Source organism: Centipeda artemidis DSM 19719 (assembly GCF_000426665.1).
GTDB lineage: Bacteria > Bacillota > Negativicutes > Selenomonadales > Selenomonadaceae > Centipeda > Centipeda artemidis.
Window position 1 is genome coordinate 75,333 of the sequence record NZ_AUFU01000010.1, and the last position, 20,548, is coordinate 95,880.

The following is a 20,548-nucleotide window of genomic DNA, read 5'->3' on the forward strand; positions in this document are numbered from 1 at the left end:
AGGAGGACGATATGGACGAAAAGATCAAAGAGCTGAGAGAGCGCGCCCGCACGGCGATTACGGAGAAGGCAACGTCGCTCGGAGAATTGGGCGATATCCGCGTAAAATTCCTCGGGAAGAAGGGCGAGCTGACGTCCCTCCTGCGCAGCATGAGCGCCCTCGTCGCCGAGGAGCGTCCGCGCATCGGCAAGATCGTCAACGAGGCACGCGAAGAGCTCGAGGAACTGCTCGCGGCAAAGTCCGAGGAACTCTCGTATCGGGAACTCGAGGAGCGCATGGCACGCGAGCGCATCGACGTGACGCTGCCGGGGCGTACGGGCGAGGTCGGGCATCTCCATCCGCTGACGATCACGCTGAACCGCATCAAGAAAATTTTCCTCAACATGGGGTTTACCATCGAGGAAGGCCCCGAGATCGAGACCGACTATTTCAACTTTGAGGCGCTCAACCTGCCGAAGGATCATCCTGCACGCGACATGCAGGATTCTTTCTATATCACCGAGGACATCTTGCTCCGTTCGCAGACGTCACCAGTGCAGGCGCGCACGATGCAAAAGAGCGAGCCGAACGCGCCGATCCGCATGATTGCGCCCGGGCGCGTCTACCGGCGCGACTCCTACGACGCGACACATTCGCCGATGTTCACGCAGGTCGAGGGACTCGTTATCGACAAGGGCATCTCCTTTGCCGATCTCAAGGGGATGCTCGAACTCTGCCTGCATCAGCTCTTTGATAAAGATGTAAAGGTGCGCTTCCGCCCGAGTTTCTTCCCGTTCACGGAGCCCTCGACAGAGGTCGATATTTCCTGTTCCTCCTGCCGGGGCGCGGGCTGCCGCGTGTGCAAGGGAACGGGCTGGCTCGAGATCCTCGGCGCGGGCATGGTGCATCCGAACGTCCTCTCCATGAGCGGCTACGACCCTGCGGTCGTCTCCGGCTTTGCGTTCGGTATGGGCATCGAGCGCATCGCGATGCTCGCGTACGGTGTGGACGACCTGCGCCTGTTCTACGACAACGACGTGCGGTTTTTGCATCAATTCTAAGGAGGCGTAAGAATGCAGGTTTCCATCAAATGGCTGAAAGACTATGTGGATATTGACGAGACGGCGGAGGAAATCGCGGATCGCCTCACGATGGCAGGTATCCCCGTGGAGCGCATCGTACGCGCCGACGAGGGGCTCGAGAAGGTCATCACGGCGCACATCGAAGAGGTCACGCCGCATCCGGACTCGGATCATCTGCGTATCTGCCGGCTGAATATCGGCAAAGAAGAGCTTCTGCAAATCGTAACGGGCGCACAGAACGTACAGGCGGGGGATATTGTTCCAGCTGCGCTTGTCGGCGCCGTCTTGCCGGGCGGGAAAAAGATCTCCAAGGGCAAGCTGCGCGGCGTCCCATCGAACGGTATGATGTGTTCGGCGGGCGAGCTTGCGATCGACACGACGGGGCTGCCCGAGGAGCAGGTCAACGGCATCTACATCCTGCCCGCGGACACACCCGTCGGAATTCCCGCAGCACAGGCTCTCGGGCTGGACGACGTGGTGCTTGAATTCGAGCTGACGGCAAACCGCGCGGACTGCTTCAGTGTCGTCGGCATCGCGCGCGAGGTGGCGGCGCTGACGGGAAAAACGCTCCGTCTTCCGCAGATCGCGGTGGTCGAGTCGTCTGCCGAGCGTGCGGCAGATCTCGTAAGCATCAATATTGCGGAGGAGGAACTTTGCCGCCGCTTTTCCGCGCGTGTCCTGTGTGATGTTAGGGTCGCACCCTCACCTGCATGGATGACGGAGCGTCTGCGCGCCGCGGGGATTCGCGCCATCAATAACGTCGTGGACGTGACGAATTTCGTCATGCTCGAACTCGGTCAGCCACTCCACGCCTACGACTATGACGCGGTTGCGGGGCATACACTGACGGCGCGCCGCGCGCGGGCGGGCGAGCTGCTGCACACGCTCGACGATTCCTCCCGCGTCGCTGTGGGAGACGAGCTCGTGATCGCCGACAGCGAAAAGCCCGCGGGACTTGCGGGCATCATGGGAGGACTCGAGTCAGAGATCACCGAGGGGACGACCTCGGTCATACTCGAGGCGGCATCGTTCCGCAGCGCCTCGATTCGCCGTACGGCGCGCCGGCTCGGGCTGCACTCCGAGTCCTCGGGGCGCTTTGAGCGCGGCGTGGACGAGACGGGGACGGTGCGCGCCGTCACGCGCGCGGCGCAGCTCCTCGCTGAGATGGGGGCCTGCAAAGTGGCGGAGGGCGTCGTTGACGTTTATCCCGCACCGAAAGAACCGGCCGCGTTCACGTTCAGCGCACGCGCTGTCGCTGAGCGCATCGGGGCGAATATCCCCGGCGACTGGATGGCGTCGGCGCTCCGCTCTCTCGGCTTTGGCGTGGAGGAACAGGAACTCGAGACCTATCGCGTCGCCGTCCCTTCGTGGCGCGGCGACGTGACCCTCATGGAGGATATTGCCGAGGAGGTAGCGCGCCTCTATGGCTACGACAACATCTCGGCGCGGATGCCAGCGGGCGCAGTTCTGCAGGGGCATCAGAGCGAGATGCAGGATTTTGTTGATACAATGCGCAATGCGCTTGCCGCGCTCGGCATGACCGAAGAACTCTCGTTCAGCTTTACGAGTGAAAAGACGCTCGATCACCTCTGTGTTCCTCCGGACAGTCCGCTGCGCCGGGCGATACCGATTTTGAACCCGCTGACGGACGAGTATCCGCTTATTCGCACGACGCTGCTCACGAGCATTCTCGAAAACGCCGCCCGCAACATCGCGCGCAAGAACATGGATCTGCGCCTCTTTGATATCGCGCCTGTCTTTCTCCCGAAGGAACTGCCCGTCACAGAGCTCGCAGAGGAGCGCATCATGGTTGCGGGACTCCTCACGGGACGGCGCAGCCCCCTCGCGTGGGACACGAACGGCGAGATGGTCGACTTCTATGACATTAAGGGCGTTGCCGAGCGGTTCCTCGCGGCGGTCGGCGTGCAGAAATACACCGTCGAGCCCGGCACGCATTTTGCCATGCATCCCGGCAAGACCGCGTTCTTTAAGAAGGGGCGCGAGGTTGTCGCCGTACTCGGCGAGATCCATCCGACGGTCGCGGAGAACTTTGGCATCTCGCAGAATGTCTGCGTCTTTGAGATGGATGCCGCCGTGCTCATGCGTTACCGCAAAAAGAAGAGCGCGATAGAGCCGCTGCCCAAATACCCCGCCGCGACGCGTGATCTTGCCGTCCTTGTCGATGCGGAGCTCTCAGCGGCGGAGATCGAGCGTGTCATTGCGAAAAAAGGCGGAAAATATTTCCGCAGCGCCACACTCTTCGACGTCTATATGGGGAAGCAAGTAGATGCCGGCAAGAAGAGTATGGCGTTCCGCCTGCATTTTCAATCAGACGAAAAGACCCTGACCGACGAGGAAGTGGACGCCGCATTTTCGAGTATCCTGCAGGCGGCGGAGAAGGAGCTTCATGCGCAGCTGCGCGGATAAAAGGCGGTGAGAGCCATGGCAGAGGAAAAAAAAGAGATGCAGCGCGTCAACATCAGTATGTTCGGGCTGTCCTATCAGCTTAAGACAGACGACCCTGCGCGTCTCAAGCGTCTCGCGGCGGAGGGCGACCGCCGCATCAAGGAGATGTCCCGCCGCGTGCGGAGCTTTGATGTGAAGCGGATCGCCGCCCTGACCGTCCTGCAGATGATGGACGAATATGACCAGCTCAAACACGACTATGACGAGTTGGTACAACTCCTTGAGGAAAAGTAAAAAGCGCTATATGCCTTTGTGCAGCACCACCGCGTGTTAATATTTTCGCATCGCGCGGCATCGCTATTGACAGCGCATAGAGAGTATGGTAATATGCTTTGACGTAGGTATTCCTGCGTGTTCGGGCATGTGCCCGTTCCCAACCGCACGGCGAGGTCTCAAATCGGAATGTCCAAACCGGAAATTTCGAACCGCAGCCGGCGAGTAACGATATAGGGAGGTGTTTTCATGTATGCAATCGTAAAGACAGGCGGCAAGCAGTACAAGGTCGCGGAGGGCGATACCATTTTCGTGGAGAAGCTTGAGGCGGGCGAGGGCGAAGCCGTCGTTTTTGATGAGGTTCTGACGGTTGTGAGCGGCAGCGACGTCAAGGTCGGTCGTCCGACGGTTGCCGGGGCAAAGGTCACGGGCAAGGTTGCGGCGCACGGCAAAGGCAAGAAGATTTTGATCTTTAAGTACAAGGCAAAGTCGAACTACCGCAAGCGTCAGGGGCATCGTCAGCCGTTTACGAAGGTGGTCATCGAGAAGATCGAGGCATAATCTTTGTGATCGCGGTCGATATTTTCATCAATCACAGAGGGCAAATCACGGGCTGTCGTGTCAAAGGACACAGCGGAACGGCGGAGCATGGACAGGATATTGTCTGCGCCGGCGTATCAGCGCTCACGCAGTCCGCGCTTCTCGGCATAATGGAGCATCTGCATCGCGCCGTCACTTATGACATAGCGAGCGGGAATCTCGATATGCGGCTCGATGCGCCGCCGGACGAATGCACAGAGGCGATCCTGCGCACCATGTATATGGGGCTTGCAGAGATTGAGAAGATCAGCCCAAAGGGTATAAAAATTCACGAAATTAGGGGGTGAACATATTGTTCTCGTTTGATTTACAGCTTTTTGCACATAAGAAGGGCGTCAGCTCGACGCGCAACGGTCGTGACAGTCATTCGAAGCGTCTCGGCGTGAAGGAACAGGCGGGCACGCATGTGACGGCGGGCAGCATTCTCGTTCGTCAGCGCGGCACGCATTTCCATCCGGGACATAATGTCGGCATTGGCAAGGACGATACGATCTTTGCGAAGATTGACGGCAAGGTCGCTTTTGAGCGCAAGGGGCGCCATCAGCGTCAGATCAGTGTGTATCCGCTTGCGGAGGCCGCTGTTTAATTTGCACTAAATATGCGGATGCCTGTACCGAGGGGTGCAGGCTCTTTTCTATAGGGGGACGTATGCAGTTTATAGACCGCGCGCATATCACGGTAAAGGCGGGGGACGGCGGACATGGAAAGTCCGCGTTCCGCCATGAGAAATTCATGCCCAAGGGCGGCCCTTCGGGCGGTGACGGCGGGCGCGGCGGCGATGTTGTCTTTCGCGCCGACCGCAATCTGAATACGCTCCTCTCGTTCCGCTTTCATCGGAAATTCACGGCGAAGAACGGCGAGAACGGCGAGTACAAGAACCAGTACGGCAGGAACGCCGCGCCGCTCTATGTGAACGTCCCGCCCGGCACGATCGTGACGGACGAGACGACGGGCGAGGTGCTCGCCGATCTCGCCGAGATCGATACGGAGGCGGTCATTGTCCGCGGCGGGCGCGGCGGACGCGGGAATGCGAAATTCGCAAATGCCGCGAACCGCGCGCCGACGTTCGCGGAGTTCGGCGAGCCGGGGGAGAGCCGCAAACTCGTCCTCGAGCTGAAGCTGCTCGCGGACGTGGGGCTTGTCGGCTATCCGAGCGTCGGGAAATCCAGTCTCGTCGCGTCCTGTTCGGCGGCGCGCCCGGAGATCGCCGACTACCACTTTACGACACTCACGCCCGTGCTCGGCGTCGTGCAGACGGACTATGAGAAGAGCTTCGTCATGGCTGACATTCCGGGGCTCATCGAGGGTGCGGCGGATGGCGTGGGGCTCGGACATGACTTCCTGCGCCATGTGGAGCGGACGCGTCTCATCCTGCACATCGTCGATGCCTCGGGCATTGAGGGGCGCGATCCTGTCGAGGACTATCATAAGATCAATGCGGAACTGGCACGCTACAGCGAAAAGATCGCGCGGCGCACGCAGATCCTCGTCGCGAATAAGATCGACCTGCCTTCCGCCGCGGAGCATCTGCCGCGCCTGCGGGAACTGGCGGAGCGCGAGGGGCTGGAGTTCTTTGAGATCTCGGCGGCGACGCGCGCGGGTGTGCAGGAGCTCATCGACCGCGTTGCGGCGTGGCTTGACACCTATGTCCCGGAGCCGGAGACAGAGGAAGAGGATGTCGTCGTCTACGATCAAAACGCGGACGACGATGAGAAGGTAACGATCTCGCGCAACGACGCGGGAGATTTCATCGTCGCGGGCAAGGCGCTCGAAAAGCTCGTCGCGATGACGAATTTCAACAACGACGAGGCTGTGCGGCGGTTTCAGTACATCTGGCGGCTCAAGGGGCTGGATGAAAAACTGCGCGCGCGCGGCATCAAAGAGGGCATGACCGTTCATATCGGCGATATGGCGTTCGATTATCAAGACTAAGGGAGGAAATCATTTGCTGCGCAATTCGCTGACGAGTAAGCAGATTCGTAAACTGCGCTCCCTCGGCATGACGGAGGAAGCCGTTGTGATGATCGGAAAGGAGGGCGTGAGCCCCGCGGTCGTCACATCGGCGCGTGAGGCGATCAAGAAGCGCGAGCTCATCAAGGTGCGCGTCCTGCAAAATGCGCCCGACGAGCCCGTCGATGCGATCACGATGCTCGCGGAGCGCGCCGATGCAAATCTTGTGCAGGTCATCGGCAGGAATGGGCTGCTGTTCCGTCGAAATTTTGATCAACCGAGGATTGAGCTGTGAATACGCGCGTGCGTCTGCGTGAAGCGAAACGCATCGTCGTCAAAGTGGGGACGAGCACGCTCACGCATCCTGCGGGCGGGATGAATCTGTGCCGCATCGAGCATCTTGTCCGAGAGCTGATCGACGAGGCAAATCAAGGGAAGGATATTCTGCTCGTCACGTCGGGCGCGATTGCGGCGGGCATGTCCTCCATCGGCATGAAAGAGCGTCCGCAGAGTGTTCCTGCGCGTCAGGCGCTCGCCGCGATCGGACAGGGGGCGCTCCTCCATATTTATGAGAAGTTTTTCCATGAGTATGGGCGCACCATGGCGCAGGTGCTGCTCACGAAGGAGAATGCCGCGCGGCATCATCAGTATATGCACGCGCGCCGCGCACTCTTGGAACTGCTCGCGATGGGGGTTGTTCCGGTGATCAATGAGAACGATGCGGTTGCCGTGGATGAGATCAAGATCGGCGACAACGATACGCTCTCTGCAGTGGTCGCGGCGCTCGTCGACGCGGATGCCCTGATCATCCTGTCGGACATTGACGGCGTTTATACGGCGAATCCACGTACAGACGCGTCGGCAGAGCTGATGGATGAGATTCCGGAGATCACGCCCGCGATTGAGCGGCTGGCAGGCGGTGCCGGATCGGCGCAGGGGACGGGCGGTATGCAGACGAAAATCGAGGCGGCAAAGATCGCGCAGAATGCGGGCGTGACGATGATCATTGCGCGCGGGGACGACGACGGAATGATCCGCGGGATTCTGAGCGGTGCGCAGATCGGCACGGTGTTCCCGGCGCGTGAGGCGCATCTGCGCACGCGCAAGAGCTGGCTCGCTTTTGGCAGGCATCTCGCGGGGGAACTGCGCGTTGATGCCGGATGTCTCCGGGCGATGCGCGGCGGCGCTAGTCTCCTCGCAGTCGGTGTGACGGATGTCTGCGGCATGTTTTCTGCCGGTGAAACTGTACGTGTGCTTTCACCTGACGGACAGGAGATTGCGCGCGGCATCGCCGCCTATGGAGCGGCGGATATTGCGCTGCTGATGGGGCATCGGGCGTCAGATTTTCCTGATCTCGTGCCGGATGCGGTGCATGAGGAGATCATTCATCGGGATAATATGGTGCTGATGGTATAAGGAGCGGCTATGACGATCGAGCAGGAGATTCACACACAGGCGGAAGCGGCAAAGGCGGCGTCCTATCCGCTTGCCGCGCTGCCGCCGGGCATTCGCAATGATGCGCTCTGCGCGATGGCACAGGCGCTGACGGATTGCCGTACGGTGATTTTGCAGGCCAATGCGGCGGATATGGAGGAGGCTGCGGCGGCAGGCATGAAGTCCTCCTATTTGGATCGTCTGCACCTCGATGACGCGCGTATTGAGGGGATGGCGGAGGGGCTGCGGCTGACTGCCGGTCTGCCCGATCCATTAGGACGCGAGGACTTCTCCGTGCGCCGCCCGAACGGGCTGGAGATTCGCCGCCTGCGTGTTCCGCTCGGTGTGATCGGCATCATCTATGAAGCCCGGCCGAATGTGACGTCCGATGCCGTCGGGCTGTGCATCAAGTCCGGCAATGCGGTTCTCCTGCGCGGCGGCTCCGATGCGCTGCGTTCGAACCGTGCCGTAGTGGATGTACTCGCGCGTGCCGCATATGCGGCCGGGGTTCCGCATGGCGCCGTTCAGCTGCTGGCGATGAAGGATCGCGCTGCCGTTGACGTGATGACACATCTGACAGGGCTGCTCGATGTGATTATCCCGCGCGGCGGTGCGGGGCTGATTCGCCGCATTGTGGAGTCCAGTACGGTGCCCGTCATTGAGACGGGGGCGGGCGTCTGTCACGTTTATGTGGATCGTGCGGCGGATCTTACGACTGCGCTGCGTATTGTCCGCGATGCAAAGGTATCCCGCCCGTCCGTCTGCAATGCGGCGGAGACCCTGCTCGTGCATGAGGATGCGGCACCGGCATTTTTGCCGCGTCTTGCCGAAGTCCTCCGTGCAGACGGCGTGGAGCTGCGCGGATGCGCGCGCACGCTTGCGATTTTGCCCGATGCCGTCCCCGCTGTCGAAGAGGACTGGCGGACGGAGTACGGCGAACTCATCCTCTCCGTACGCGTTGTTCCGGATATTGCCGCGGCAATCGCGCACATCAACCGTTATAATACGGGGCATTCGGAGTCGATTGTGACGAACGATATACATGCGGCGCATCGGTTTCAGCACGAGGTCGATGCGTCGACGGTCTATGTCAACGCTTCGACGCGGTTCACGGACGGATTTGAGTTTGGATTTGGAGCGGAGATCGGCATCAGCACGCAAAAGCTTCATGTGCGCGGTCCGATGGGGCTTGATGCACTGACGAGCACGAAGTATCTTGTCTACGGGGACGGGCAGGTGCGCAGTCCCGCCGATATCCCTTGATTATGTGCCGCATGATCGGATATTTGCGCACCCTGCGGCAATATGTCCACAGTGTGAAGGGACGCCGCGATACCTTTGATTATATCGAAGCCGCCGCGACCTTTTTCCTCCTTACATTGATTGTCCTGATAGCCCTTTCCGCTGTGAGGTGAGACGATATGAGCAGACGAATCGGTATCTTGGGCGGAACATTTGACCCGATTCACATGGGGCACCTCATTACCGCAGAGATTGTGCGTGTGTCTGCGGCATTGGACGAGATCATTTTTATCCCTGCGGCACGCCCTCCGCACAAGGAGAATAAGGGAGAAGCCCCCGCTGAGGATCGGCTGCTCATGGTGCAGTGTGCGGTTGAGGGGAATCCCTCATTCTCCGTGTCGGACATTGAGCTGAGAAGAGAAGGACCTTCCTATACAGTCGATACCATTGCGGCACTGAGCGAGCAGCTCGGGGATGCGGAGCTGTTCTTCATTACGGGGGCGGATGCCATGAACGATCTCTATCACTGGCATGAGCCGGCACGTCTCCTGCGCTCCTGTGTGTTTATCGCAGCGGCGCGTCAGGGGGTCGAACTGGATGAATCCCGCCTTGCAGAGCAGTTCTCGCCGGAGCAGCGCAGCCGTATCCGCATTGTGCCGACGCCGCATTTGGAGATCTCCTCGACGATGATTCGTATGCGCGTTCGGGCGGGGATGTCGATCCGCTATCTCGTGCCGCGCGCAGTTGAGCACTATATTGAGGAAAGGGGGCTTTACCGTGCCCATGACAAAAAGCTATGAGGAGATGCGCATACTGCTCGAGCAGCATCTTAGTCCAAGCCGCTACCTGCATTCGCTCGGCGTTGCGGATACTGCCGCTGCGCTCGCGCGCCGTTTCGGCATGAACGAGGAGCGGGCACGCATCGCAGGCCTCCTCCATGACTGCGGGCGCATGTATGAGACGGCGCAGCTCGCCGCCGAGGCACGGCGGCGCGGGATCCCCATCGGAAAGATCGAGGCGGCGATGCCTCTTCTGCTCCATGCTTATGTCGGCGCATATCTCGTTTATGAGATCTACGGCGTCGACGATGCTGCCGTTGCACAGGCAATATGGCGTCATACGGTCGGTGGGGAAAATATGACGGCACTTGATAAAATCGTCTACTTTGCCGATATGATCGAACCGTCGCGTGCCTATCCCGAGGTGGAAAAACTGCGCGAACTTGCGCGGACAGCACCGCTTGACGAGATGATGCTTGTCGGACTGACGGATTCCATTCTCTTTGTCGCACAAAAAGGGGGGCTGATTCATCCGGATACGGTGACTGCGCGAAATGAGCTGATTTTGGGGAAAGCGGCTCGGTTTGCTTGACGGCAGAGGGGAAGAGGAGGAAGTAATGCAAGGGTATGATGCGGAGGAACTTGCTGCGCAGCTCGCGAGCGAAAATTCACGCGAGAACATAGAGAAACGCCGCCGCCGGCGGAGACGCCGCCGCCGCATAGCGTTTGTACGCGGGTTCTTCCGTTTGATTTTTACGCTTGCACTGCTCGTTGGCATCACGGTTGCGGGGTACTATCTGATCAGCTGGGGCGTGCAGGCATACCGCGATATGCGCGATATGTATGAGGCATATCTCGTGCGTCAGGAAGAGAACCGCGGCGCGGTGGATGTGCGCTTCGACGGCTATACGAATGTGCTTGTACTTGGTCTCGACGACGCGGTAAATGCGGATTATGTGCCGGAAAAGCGCGCGGACGCGATTCTGCTCGTCAGTATGGAGAACGCGACGGGCAAAGTGCGGATGCTCAATATCCCACGCGATACGTGGGTAACGATGGCACAGGATCGGGGGGAGACGCGCCTCTCGAACGTCTATGCCGTCGGCGGTGCGCCGCTCATGGTGCGGACGATTAATCAAATGTTTGACATTTCCATCCACCAGTACGTCGTGATCGATCTCGATACCTTTGCACGGATCGTAGACGCCCTTGGCGGGGTTGACGTCTACATCGCACATGATATGGATTATGACGATCCCGAGTCGGGGCTTTCCATCCATATGAGAACGGGGTATCAGAAACTTGACGGCCGGGCGGCGGAGAATTATCTGCGCTACCGCAGCGATGAACTCGGTGATGTGGGGCGCACGCAACGGCAGCAGCGCTTTATCAAGGCGTTCTATGCTAAGCTCCTGCGTATGGATACCCTGCCCAAGGTGCCGGAGATTGCCGATATTCTAAAGCGCGACGTGACGACGAGCGCGGAGTTGTTCGACTCCATACATATAGGAAACGTCATTCGGAAACTGAGTACCGATCCCCCGCGCACGATTATGCTTCCGGGGGCGGTATCCCGTGACGACGATACGGTATGGATCATGGATCGTGCCGCGACGGACGAAGTGATTCAGGAGCTGTTCCCTCCGGAAGAGACGGCGGGAACACAGCAGTAGGAGGAAAGAATTTGACCGAGCAGGAAAAATGCATTGCCGTCTGCAAGGCGGCGGATGAGAAAAAGGCGCGTGACATCGTTACGATGGATATGCGGGGGCTGATGTCGACAAACGATTATTTCGTCATTTGCTCTGCAAATACGGCGACGCAGGTACGCGCTATTGTGGACAATATTGAGGAAAAGCTCGAAGAAGCAGGCGTCTCCTTCCTTCATAAAGAAGGCTATCGCGAGGGCGAGTGGGTTCTGCTCGACTACGGCGATACGGTGGCGCATGTCTTTCAGCAGGAAGCGCGCGAGTACTATGCGCTCGAACGCTTGTGGGGCGACGCGAAGCTGACGCCGTACGAGGAATAGACGTTCATGCAGGACGAAACGGGAACGCGCACCGTGCGCCCTCCACGCCGCGGCAAATACGGACCGAGTCAGGTCGCCGAGCTCCTTGCCGTGCGCGAAAGCGAGCAGGGGATCTTTCTTGATGCTGAGACCGGGAACACGAACGACGATATTCTTCTGCATAACTTGCAGCAGACGGCTCCCGTCAAGATCGGCGACCGCATCCGCGTCTTTCTATACCTTGATCCAAAGCGCCGCCTCACGGCGAGTATGCGGATCCCGCGCATGGCGGAGGGGCAGGTTGCACGGCTGCGCGTCATTAATGTGACAAAGGAGGGCGCGTTTCTTGATGTCGGTGCGGAGCGCGGCATCTTCCTGCCCTATGCAGGGATGCGCGGACGCCCGAAGGTCGGTGAAACGGTCTGGGCGAAGCTCTACACGGATAAATCAGGTCGTCTCGCTGTGACGATGGAAGTAGAGGACGAGCTGCGGCGCGCATCGCGTCCCGCCGAGGGGGTGCACGTCGGGGATATGCTGACGGGATCCGTCTACAACATCACAGAGCGCGGCGCGTTCCTCTTTACGGACGAGCGCTATATCGTTTTTATTGACCACAAGGAGATTCCCGTACGCCCGCGTGTCGGCGAGCGCATTACGGTGCGCGTGACCTACCTGCGCGAGGACGGCAGACTGAACGCCTCCCTGCGTCCGCCGAAGGAGCAGGCGCAGACGGCGGATGCCGCGGCGATCCTCGCGCTGCTGACGGCACACGACGGAAAGATGCCTTATACCGATGCGACCTCGCCCGAGGTGATCCGTGATCGCTTCCACATCAGCAAGGCGGCGTTTAAGCGTGCACTGGGGCATCTTTTGAAGGAAGGCCGCATCTTTCAGAGCAGCGGATGGACGTGTTTATGTGAAGAAAATAAAAACTCCTAGAAAATTTTCGTCGGATAGGCAGGAATTTTTTCCCAAAGGGCGAATACAGAGCTTAGCAAACAATGTTTAGCATGGGGGAGAGAGATAAATGGCAGATACGGTTACTGAAGAGAAAAAAGGTATCCTGCTTGAGACAGGGACGAATGAGTTTGAGATCGTCGAGTTCAGCATAGGGAAGGTGAACTACGGCATCAACGTCGCCAAAGTGCGCGAAGTTATCACCCGCGCTCCGGTCACTGCAATGCCCGAGGCACACCCCTATGTAGACGGATTGTTTACACTGCGCGGCAAGGCAATTCCGCTCGTCAACATGGCACGCTGTCTCAATCTCCAAACGGCTGATGAACTGCAGAATATCATCGTCACGGAGATCAACAACTATGACATCGGCTTCCTCGTCGGGAGTGTCTATCGCATTCACCGTATTTCGTGGAAGAATATGGAGCCCGCGCCGAATGTCGGCGAAGGATCGCGTGTCGTCGGCATCATCAAGATGGAGGATCGCATCGTTCTCCTGCTCGACTTCGAGACGATCATCGCGGAGATCAATCCCGAGATTAATCAGAAGCTCACAACTGTTACGGAAGCAAATCAAGATGCAAAGAGCCGGCGCGGCACAGCACATGTTGTTGTGGCAGAAGACTCCAAGCTGCTGCGTGACCTGCTTGTCACAACGCTCCATGAGGCAGGCTACAAGTTCATCCGTGACTTTGGCAACGGTCAGGACGCCTGGGATTACCTGCAGGATCTTTCCCGCAAGAACGGTCCCATTGAGAACCATGTGCGCATTATCATCTCTGATATTGAGATGCCAAAGATGGACGGTCACCGTCTCCTCAAACTCGTACGCGAAGACAACCGCCTCGGGGAGGTACCGCTCGTGCTCTTCTCCTCGCTCATCAGCGAAGAGATGAAGCGCAAGGGCGAGAGCCTAGGCGCATCGGGTCAGGTCTCAAAACCGGAAATCAATCAGCTCATCGACCTTATTGATACGCTGATCTTCGGTGAGCCGCTCCATGATGTTGTTGCGGAACCTTGAATGTCTATTTTCGAGGACTGCTGCGAAAGCGGCAGTCCTTTTTTCTTTCGATTGGGCGCATGAATCATGTATTTAGGTTAAAAGACACTGTTGTATGGAAGCCTTTTTTTGCGTTATTGACATGCCGGAAAAATCTCGCTATCATAGGGCATGAAGGAGTTGATAAAATGAAGGTAGCAGTCCTTATGGGAAGCGATTCCGACTGGCCGATCCTAAAGCCTGCGGTAGAACTTCTGAAACAGTTCGGCGTTGAACCGGTGGTCAAGGTCGCTTCGGCACATCGGACGCCGTCGATGGTTCGTGATTTCGTCATGGAAGCGGATCACAATAAGGAGTTTGCCGCATTTATCATCGCGGCGGGAGCTGCCGCGCATCTTGCGGGGGTGGTGGCGAGCTATACGATTAAACCCGTGATCGGCGTGCCTGTAAATGCAACGCCGCTGAACGGTATGGACGCACTGCTCAGCACAGTTCAGATGCCCTCGGGCGTGCCTGTTGCGTCGATGGCGGTGAACGGGGCAAAGAATGCCGCGATATTTGCGGCGGAGATTCTGGCCATACATGATGCCTCCATCGCAGAGGCATTGATGGACTATCGTGAGAAGATGGTTCTGGACATTGAGGCAAAGGCGGCACGCGTGGCGGCACAGCTCTGATACGGAGTCTGCGGGAAGCGGCTCAGTGTGGTATATAGGAATGATGAAAGGCAGGATATAATGGAGCGTAAAGAAGCTCTTTATGAGGGCAAGGCAAAGATTATGTATGCGACGGATCGTCCCGACGAAATCCTCGTTTATTATAAGGACGATGCGACCGCCGGCAACGGCGCCAAGAAGGGCACGATCGCGCATAAGGGCATCATGAACAATAAGATGACGGCGTTCTTTTTTGACCTTCTCGCCAAAGAGGGCGTTGCGCATCATTATATCTCCATGCCGAGCGAGCGCGAGATGCTGGTTAAAAAGCTGACGATCATCCCCCTTGAGGTTATTATCCGGAATGTCGCCGCGGGCTCTCTCGCACAGCGGCTCGGGCTCGAGGAGGGCGTACCGATGCCGTTTCCGGTCATCGAGTACTGCTACAAGAACGACGATCTCGGCGATCCGATGCTCAACCGCTATCACATCCGTGCGATGAAGATCGCGACGGACGCGGAGCTGGACGAAATCGAGCGCATCTCACTGAAGGTCAATGATGTGCTCACAAAATTCCTCAAGACAAAGCGCGTCGACCTCATCGACTTCAAACTCGAGTTTGGCAAGGATGCGGCGGGGCATATCATTCTCGCGGACGAGATCTCCCCGGACAACTGTAGGTTCTGGGACAGCGACACGAAGGAAAAATTGGACAAAGACCGGTTCCGCCGTGATCTTGGGAACGTGGAGGACGCCTACAAAGAAATGCTTCACAGACTGACGGGAGAAGCATAAGAACAATGTATCTAAAAGAGCCAAAGTGGAAGGAAGAGTGCGGCATCTACGGCGTCTATTCCGGGACGGAACCGGTCGCCGAGATGACGTATCTCGGTCTTTTTGCGCTCCAGCACAGAGGACAGGAAAGTGCGGGCATCGCTCTGACGGACGGGTATTGGATTGACGTCAAAAAGGGCATGGGGCTCGTCAGCGAGGTGTTCGGCGCGCATCTTCCGCAGCTTGACAATGCAAAGATCGCGATCGGTCACGTCCGCTATGCGACGACGGGGTTCAGCCTCGCCGCGAATGCGCAGCCGCTGCGCGTCAACTATGCGGGCGGGGCGTTGGCGCTCGCCCACAACGGGGATCTGACGAATGCCGCGATCATTCGCCGCGAGCTTGAGGATCGGGGAACCGTCTTTCAGACGACGATCGATTCCGAGGTATTCGTCCATCTCATTGCGCGCTCACAATGCCGGACGATCGAGGATCGTATCCTCGAGGCGGTAAAGGTTGTGCGCGGCGCATTCTGTCTCACGATCATGACGGAGAATAAGCTCATCGGTGTGCGCGATCCGCAGGGGTTCCGCCCGCTCTGTCTCGGACGCTCGCCCGAGGGGAGTTGGGTGCTCGCCTCGGAGACGTGTGCGCTCGAGGTCAGCGGTGCGGAATTTGTGCGCGATATTGCGCCCGGAGAGATGGTTGTCATCGACGGTGAGGGCGTGCGCTCGTTTCGGTTTTCGAACGGCGAGGACATCGCCACCTGCATCTTTGAATACATCTATTTTGCGCGCCCGGACTCCATCATCGATGGGCAGAGCGTCCATGCGGCGCGCTTTGCCATGGGACGAATGCTTGCACGCGAGTCCGGCTTCCGCGGGGACGTCGTGATCTCCGTGCCGGATTCCGGCACGACGGCGGCGACGGGCTTTGCCTATGAGGCAGGGATTCCGTTCGCCGAGGGACTGATTAAGAACCGCTACATTGCGCGCACGTTCATTCAGCCGACGCAGCAGCAGCGCGACGCTGCGGTCAAGCTGAAGCTGAGCCCCGTGCGCTCCGTTGTCGCGGGTAAATCCGTCATCATGGTGGATGACTCCATCGTGCGCGGCACGACGAGCGGGAAGATCGTGCGTCTCCTTCGGAACGCGGGGGCGCGCGAGATTCACGTCTGCATCAGCAGCCCGCCGATCACAGATCCCTGCTACTACGGCATCGATACCTCCGTGCGCAAGGAGCTGATCTCCGCGACCAAGACAGTGGAGGAGATTCGCGACTTTATCGGGGCGGATTCGCTGCATTTTATCTCCCTGGAGGGGCTGCGTCAGTGTGTTCCGGCACTGAATCCGGATCATATGTGCTATGCCTGCTTTAACAACGATTACCCCGTCCCGGAAGAAGACGCCGAACTCGACGAGGACGACAAGATCATCCTTGAACGGCGGCGGATTGCACAGCGTGAAAGGGGGCTCTAAGAGCCGATGGAGAAAATGACCTACCGCGACGCGGGCGTCGACATCGATGCGGGCAACGCGTCCGTTTCTCTCATCAAGGAGAGCGTGCGCGCGACCTATCGTCCCGAAGTGCTCGGTGATCTCGGTGGATTCGGCGGTCTGTTTGCGCTGAATACGAAGAACTACCGCGAGCCGGTGCTTGTCTCGGGGACGGACGGCGTTGGGACGAAGCTGCGCCTTGCGTTCATGCTCGACCGGCACGATACGATCGGACAGGACGCCGTGGCGATGTGCGTCAACGACATCCTCGTGCAGGGTGCGGAGCCGCTCTTTTTCCTCGACTATCTCGCTGTCGGCAAGCTCCTTCCGCGTCAGGTGGCGGACGTGGTTGCGGGCGTTGCGCGCGCCTGCAAGGAATCCGGCTGTGCGCTGATCGGCGGAGAGACGGCGGAGATGGCGGGTTTTTATCCTGCGGGAGAATACGACATTGCGGGATTCTCCGTCGGTGTCGTCGAGCGGTCGCAGCTCATCACGAGTGCACGCGTCCGGGCGGGGGACGTCCTGCTTGGACTGCCCTCTTCGGGCGTGCATTCGAACGGATACTCGCTTGTGCGGAAAATCTGTTTTGAGCGCAAGGGCTTCAAGGGCGACGAATACATTGAGGAGCTTGGCAAATCCATCGGTGAGGAGCTGCTGACGCCGACGCGTCTTTACCCGTGTGTCTGCCTGCCGCTGATTCGTGCGTTCGACATCCACGGCATGGTGCATATCACGGGCGGTGGGTTCTACGAGAACATCCCGCGTGCCCTGCCGGAGACGATGGGCGCAGAGATCGACGGCACGGCGTGGGAGATGCCTGCCGTTTTCCGCCTGCTGCAGGAGTGGGGCAACGTGGATTGGGCGGAGATGTACCGCACGTTCAATATGGGCATCGGCATGGTACTGATTGCGTCGGAGGACGAGGCGGTACGCATTATTGCACATCTCACGGCGGAGGGGGAGACTGTCTATCGCATCGGGCGTGTCACCGAGGGCGCACACGAGGTTGTGATCAAGGGCGGTGTATTCGATGCCTAACGAGCGAATCGGCGTGCTTTGCTCGGGGCGCGGCTCAAACCTCGCCGCCATCATGGAGGCGATTGAACGCGGGGACATTCGCGCCGAGATCGCCGTCGTCATCGCGGATCGGGCGGATGCCTATGCGCTCGAGCGCGCGCGGGAAAAGGGGATTCCCGCCGTCGCTGTCGTCCGCAAAGAACATTTTGATATGGAGGCGTTTGAGGGCGCGCTTCTCAACGAGCTGTATGCGCATCGCGTGACGCTCGTTGTGCTCGCCGGCTTTATGCGCATCCTATCACCCACGTTCGTGTACGCCTTCCGCGGGCGTATTCTCAACATTCACCCTGCGCTTCTGCCGAGCTTTCCGGGAGCGCACGCACATCGCGACGTGCTCGCGTACGGGGCGAAGGTCAGCGGATGCACCGTACATTTTGTAGACGAGGGGACGGATACGGGACCCATTATTTTGCAGGCGGCGGTTCCCGTCATGGAGGGGGATACGGAGGAGACGCTTGCCGCACGCGTGCTGGAGCAGGAGCATCGCATCTTTCCCGAGGCGATACGGCTCTATGCCGAGGGGCGGCTGCAAACGGTCGGGCGAACGGTACATATTTTGCCCGCAGACGAAGGAGGAGCATCATGAAGATAAAACGTGCCCTGATCAGCGTATCCGATAAAACCGGCGTCGTCGAATTTGCGCGCGCACTGCACGCGGCGGGCGTTGAAATCGTCTCCACGGGCGGGACGATGAAGGCGCTGCGCGAGGCGGGCATCCCCGTTGTCTACGTCAGCGACGTGACGGGATTCCCCGAGATCATGGACGGACGCGTCAAGACGCTTCATCCGCTCATTCACGGCGGCATTCTCGCCGTGCGCGGCAACAGCGCACACGAAAAGGCGCTGCGCGAGCTGAAGATCACACCGATCGACCTTGTCGCGGTGAACCTCTATCCCTTTAAGGAGACTGTCGCACAGCCGAACGTCACGCTCGCCGAGGCGGTGGAACAGATCGACATCGGCGGCCCCGCGATGATACGCGCGGCGGCGAAGAACTTCAAATTTGTCACGGTCGTGACGAATCCCGCACGCTACGGCGAAATCGCAGAGAAGATCCAAAAGGACGGCGCAGTGGACGGCATGACGCGGATGCGGCTCGCACACGAGGCGTTTGCGCACACAGCGGACTATGACGCCGCAATCAACGCGTATTTGGCACAGCAGCTAGAAAAATGAGGAACGAACGTGAATATACTCATCATCGGTTCGGGCGGGCGTGAGCACGCGCTCTGTTGGAAACTTGCCGACAGCATCGACGACGGATATATCTATGCGATTCCCGGAAATCCGGGGATGGCGGAGTCGCCGGACATCTCCATCGATGATAACGCCGCCATTGTGGATTTTGCCAAGGGGGCAAAGATCGATCTCGTCGTTGTCGGCCCCGAGGTTCCGCTCATGAACGGTCTGGTCGACGATCTGACGGCGGCAGGCATCCGCGCCTTCGGCCCCACGGCGGCGGCGGCACAGATCGAGGGATCGAAGTCCTTTGCCAAGAATCTCATGAAGAAATACGGCATCCCGACGGCCCGCTATGAGGTGTTCACCGAGGCGGAACCCGCACGCGTCTATATTCGCGAGACGGGCGCGCCGACTGTCATCAAGGCGGACGGACTTGCGGCGGGCAAGGGCGTCGTTGTCGCCATGACCGAGCAGGAAGCGCTCGACGCGATCGATCGCATCATGGAGGACGGTTCGTTTGGTGCGGCGGGAAGCAGCGTCGTCATCGAGGAGTTCATGGAGGGGGAGGAAGCGTCTCTGCTTGCCTTCACCGATGGAAAGGTGATCCGTCCCATGATCAGCGCGCAGGATCATAAGCGTGCCTTTGACGGCGACAAAGGTCCCAATACGGGCGGTATGGGGACATATGCACCCGCGCCTGTGATGACGCCCGAGATGACGGCACGCGCGGTTGAGGAAATTCTCAAACCGACGATCGCGGCGATGGCAAAGGAAGGTTGCCCCTATCGCGGCTGCCTTTATGCGGGGCTCATGATTACGTCCGAAGGGCCGAAGGTCGTGGAGTTCAACGCACGGTTCGGCGACCCCGAGACGCAGGTCGTGCTGCCGCTCCTCGACGGGAACCTCGCCGAGATCATGTGCGCCTGCTGCGAGGGGCGGCTCGCCGACGTGCCGATCGCGTGGAAGGACGGTGCGGCGGTCTGCGTTGTGCTCGCCGCGGGCGGTTACCCTGGGCAGTATGAAAAGGGACATGAGATTCACGGCATCGCGGACGCCGAGGATGCGGGCGCATTGGTATTCCACGCCGGGACTGCCGAGCGGAAGGGAAAAATTGTCACGAACGGCGGACGCGTGCTCGGCGTCGTCGGCAGGGGGGCGGACATTTCCTCCGCCGTACGCGCGGCGTACGCGGCGGCAGAAAAAATTTCCTTTGAGGGCATGTACTATCGGAAAGACATCGCGCATCGCGCGCTGAATCGGTAAATTATATACGAAAAAGACTGCGGCATATACGCTGAAACGTATGATGCCGCAGTCTTTTTTTGTATAAAGAAAACCACGCGATAGTCGCGTGGTTGGAAAGAGCTTAAGCGGTGAACAGAAAATCCCCAGTGTGCTAAACTATGCGTAAGCCTGCCAGCTTAAAAATAGTGAAGACACTAGGGAGGAAACAGCATTATGTCGAAACAACAAAATGCCGATACGCATAGTTTAGCACACACAAAGTGGAATTGTAAGTATCACGTTGTGTTTGCACCGAAGTATCGGCGAAAAGTATTCTACGAAGGGAGACGGCTGGAAATCCGGGAGATCCTAAGAAAGCTGTGCGCGTGGAAGGGTGTAGAGATCATTGAAGGGGAGATCTGTCCGGAT

24 protein-coding genes are annotated in these 20,548 nt (G+C 58.9%); all 24 read left to right on the plus strand.

All coding sequences use genetic code 11. The annotated features are described in order from the left end of the window. The first annotated feature begins 11 nt into the window (after positions 1-11). Positions 12-1,040 (plus strand): phenylalanine--tRNA ligase subunit alpha, encoded by a 1,029-nt coding sequence (gene pheS / locus K341_RS0107270; protein ID WP_009657490.1) that lies wholly within the window; start codon positions 12-14, stop codon positions 1,038-1,040. A gap of 12 nt (positions 1,041-1,052) precedes the next feature. After that, positions 1,053-3,488 (plus strand): phenylalanine--tRNA ligase subunit beta, encoded by a 2,436-nt coding sequence (gene pheT, locus K341_RS0107275; RefSeq protein ID WP_026762339.1) that lies wholly within the window; start codon positions 1,053-1,055, stop codon positions 3,486-3,488. A 15-nt stretch (positions 3,489-3,503) separates the two neighbouring features. Next, on the plus strand, positions 3,504-3,761 hold the full coding sequence (locus tag K341_RS0107280; protein ID WP_009348995.1) for a cell division protein ZapA: 258 nt from the start codon (positions 3,504-3,506) through the stop codon (positions 3,759-3,761). Positions 3,762-3,989: 228 nt separating this feature from the next. Beyond that, positions 3,990-4,301, plus strand: a complete 312-nt coding sequence (rplU, locus tag K341_RS0107285) for a 50S ribosomal protein L21 (RefSeq protein WP_009657485.1) — start codon at positions 3,990-3,992, stop codon at positions 4,299-4,301. 5 nt (positions 4,302-4,306) lie between these two features. Further along, on the plus strand, positions 4,307-4,627 hold the full coding sequence (locus K341_RS0107290; protein WP_026762340.1) for a ribosomal-processing cysteine protease Prp: 321 nt from the start codon (positions 4,307-4,309) through the stop codon (positions 4,625-4,627). Then, positions 4,624-4,926, plus strand: a complete 303-nt coding sequence (rpmA, locus tag K341_RS0107295) for a 50S ribosomal protein L27 (RefSeq protein ID WP_009348992.1) — start codon at positions 4,624-4,626, stop codon at positions 4,924-4,926. The genes K341_RS0107290 and rpmA overlap by 4 nt, the downstream gene beginning before the upstream one ends. A gap of 62 nt (positions 4,927-4,988) precedes the next feature. Next, positions 4,989-6,272, plus strand: coding sequence for a GTPase ObgE (gene obgE / locus K341_RS0107300; RefSeq protein ID WP_026762341.1), 1,284 nt, complete (start codon positions 4,989-4,991; stop codon positions 6,270-6,272). 13 nt (positions 6,273-6,285) lie between these two features. Then, positions 6,286-6,585 (plus strand): YhbY family RNA-binding protein, encoded by a 300-nt coding sequence (locus tag K341_RS0107305; RefSeq protein WP_026762342.1) that lies wholly within the window; start codon positions 6,286-6,288, stop codon positions 6,583-6,585. Next, positions 6,582-7,706 carry a glutamate 5-kinase gene (proB, locus tag K341_RS0107310; protein WP_026762343.1) on the plus strand — a complete coding sequence of 375 codons (1,125 nt, stop codon included), beginning with the start codon at positions 6,582-6,584 and terminating at the stop codon, positions 7,704-7,706. Before K341_RS0107305 ends, proB begins: the two co-directional genes overlap by 4 nt. A gap of 9 nt (positions 7,707-7,715) precedes the next feature. After that, positions 7,716-8,987: a glutamate-5-semialdehyde dehydrogenase gene (locus K341_RS0107315; protein WP_026762344.1), complete on the plus strand. Its 1,272-nt coding sequence runs from the start codon at positions 7,716-7,718 to the stop codon at positions 8,985-8,987. Positions 8,988-9,145: 158 nt separating this feature from the next. Next, entirely contained in the window at positions 9,146-9,766 is a 621-nt protein-coding gene (gene nadD, locus K341_RS0107320; RefSeq protein ID WP_026762345.1) for a nicotinate-nucleotide adenylyltransferase, read from the plus strand. Then, on the plus strand, positions 9,750-10,337 hold the full coding sequence (gene yqeK, locus K341_RS0107325; protein ID WP_026762346.1) for a bis(5'-nucleosyl)-tetraphosphatase (symmetrical) YqeK: 588 nt from the start codon (positions 9,750-9,752) through the stop codon (positions 10,335-10,337). Before nadD ends, yqeK begins: the two co-directional genes overlap by 17 nt. Positions 10,338-10,362: 25 nt before the next feature. Continuing rightward, positions 10,363-11,418 (plus strand): LCP family protein, encoded by a 1,056-nt coding sequence (locus K341_RS0107330; RefSeq protein ID WP_026762347.1) that lies wholly within the window; start codon positions 10,363-10,365, stop codon positions 11,416-11,418. An 11-nt stretch (positions 11,419-11,429) separates the two neighbouring features. Beyond that, entirely contained in the window at positions 11,430-11,774 is a 345-nt protein-coding gene (gene rsfS, locus K341_RS0107335; RefSeq protein WP_009657505.1) for a ribosome silencing factor, read from the plus strand. Between the two features lie 6 nt (positions 11,775-11,780). After that, positions 11,781-12,692, plus strand: a complete 912-nt coding sequence (locus tag K341_RS0107340; protein ID WP_026762348.1) for a CvfB family protein — start codon at positions 11,781-11,783, stop codon at positions 12,690-12,692. 88 nt (positions 12,693-12,780) lie between these two features. Then, a complete protein-coding gene (locus K341_RS0107345; protein ID WP_009348981.1) occupies positions 12,781-13,731 on the plus strand; it encodes a chemotaxis protein in 951 nt (316 codons plus the stop codon). Positions 13,732-13,898: 167 nt separating this feature from the next. Further along, complete coding sequence (purE, locus tag K341_RS0107350) at positions 13,899-14,387, plus strand: 5-(carboxyamino)imidazole ribonucleotide mutase (protein ID WP_009657497.1); 489 nt, start codon at positions 13,899-13,901, stop codon at positions 14,385-14,387. 60 nt (positions 14,388-14,447) lie between these two features. After that, positions 14,448-15,161: a phosphoribosylaminoimidazolesuccinocarboxamide synthase gene (purC, locus tag K341_RS0107355; RefSeq protein WP_026762349.1), complete on the plus strand. Its 714-nt coding sequence runs from the start codon at positions 14,448-14,450 to the stop codon at positions 15,159-15,161. A gap of 5 nt (positions 15,162-15,166) precedes the next feature. Further along, a complete protein-coding gene (gene purF / locus K341_RS0107360) occupies positions 15,167-16,618 on the plus strand; it encodes an amidophosphoribosyltransferase (RefSeq protein WP_009752785.1) in 1,452 nt (483 codons plus the stop codon). A gap of 6 nt (positions 16,619-16,624) precedes the next feature. Beyond that, positions 16,625-17,674 (plus strand): phosphoribosylformylglycinamidine cyclo-ligase, encoded by a 1,050-nt coding sequence (purM, locus tag K341_RS0107365; RefSeq protein WP_026762350.1) that lies wholly within the window; start codon positions 16,625-16,627, stop codon positions 17,672-17,674. Then, positions 17,667-18,299, plus strand: coding sequence for a phosphoribosylglycinamide formyltransferase (gene purN / locus K341_RS0107370; RefSeq protein ID WP_009657502.1), 633 nt, complete (start codon positions 17,667-17,669; stop codon positions 18,297-18,299). Before purM ends, purN begins: the two co-directional genes overlap by 8 nt. Next, positions 18,296-18,889 (plus strand): IMP cyclohydrolase, encoded by a 594-nt coding sequence (locus K341_RS0107375; protein WP_009348975.1) that lies wholly within the window; start codon positions 18,296-18,298, stop codon positions 18,887-18,889. The genes purN and K341_RS0107375 overlap by 4 nt, the downstream gene beginning before the upstream one ends. Before the next feature lie 9 nt (positions 18,890-18,898). Next, on the plus strand, positions 18,899-20,158 hold the full coding sequence (gene purD, locus K341_RS0107380; RefSeq protein WP_026762351.1) for a phosphoribosylamine--glycine ligase: 1,260 nt from the start codon (positions 18,899-18,901) through the stop codon (positions 20,156-20,158). A gap of 195 nt (positions 20,159-20,353) precedes the next feature. Continuing rightward, a partial coding sequence (gene tnpA / locus K341_RS12315; protein WP_026762352.1) for an IS200/IS605 family transposase occupies positions 20,354-20,548 on the plus strand: 195 nt, incomplete at its 3' end.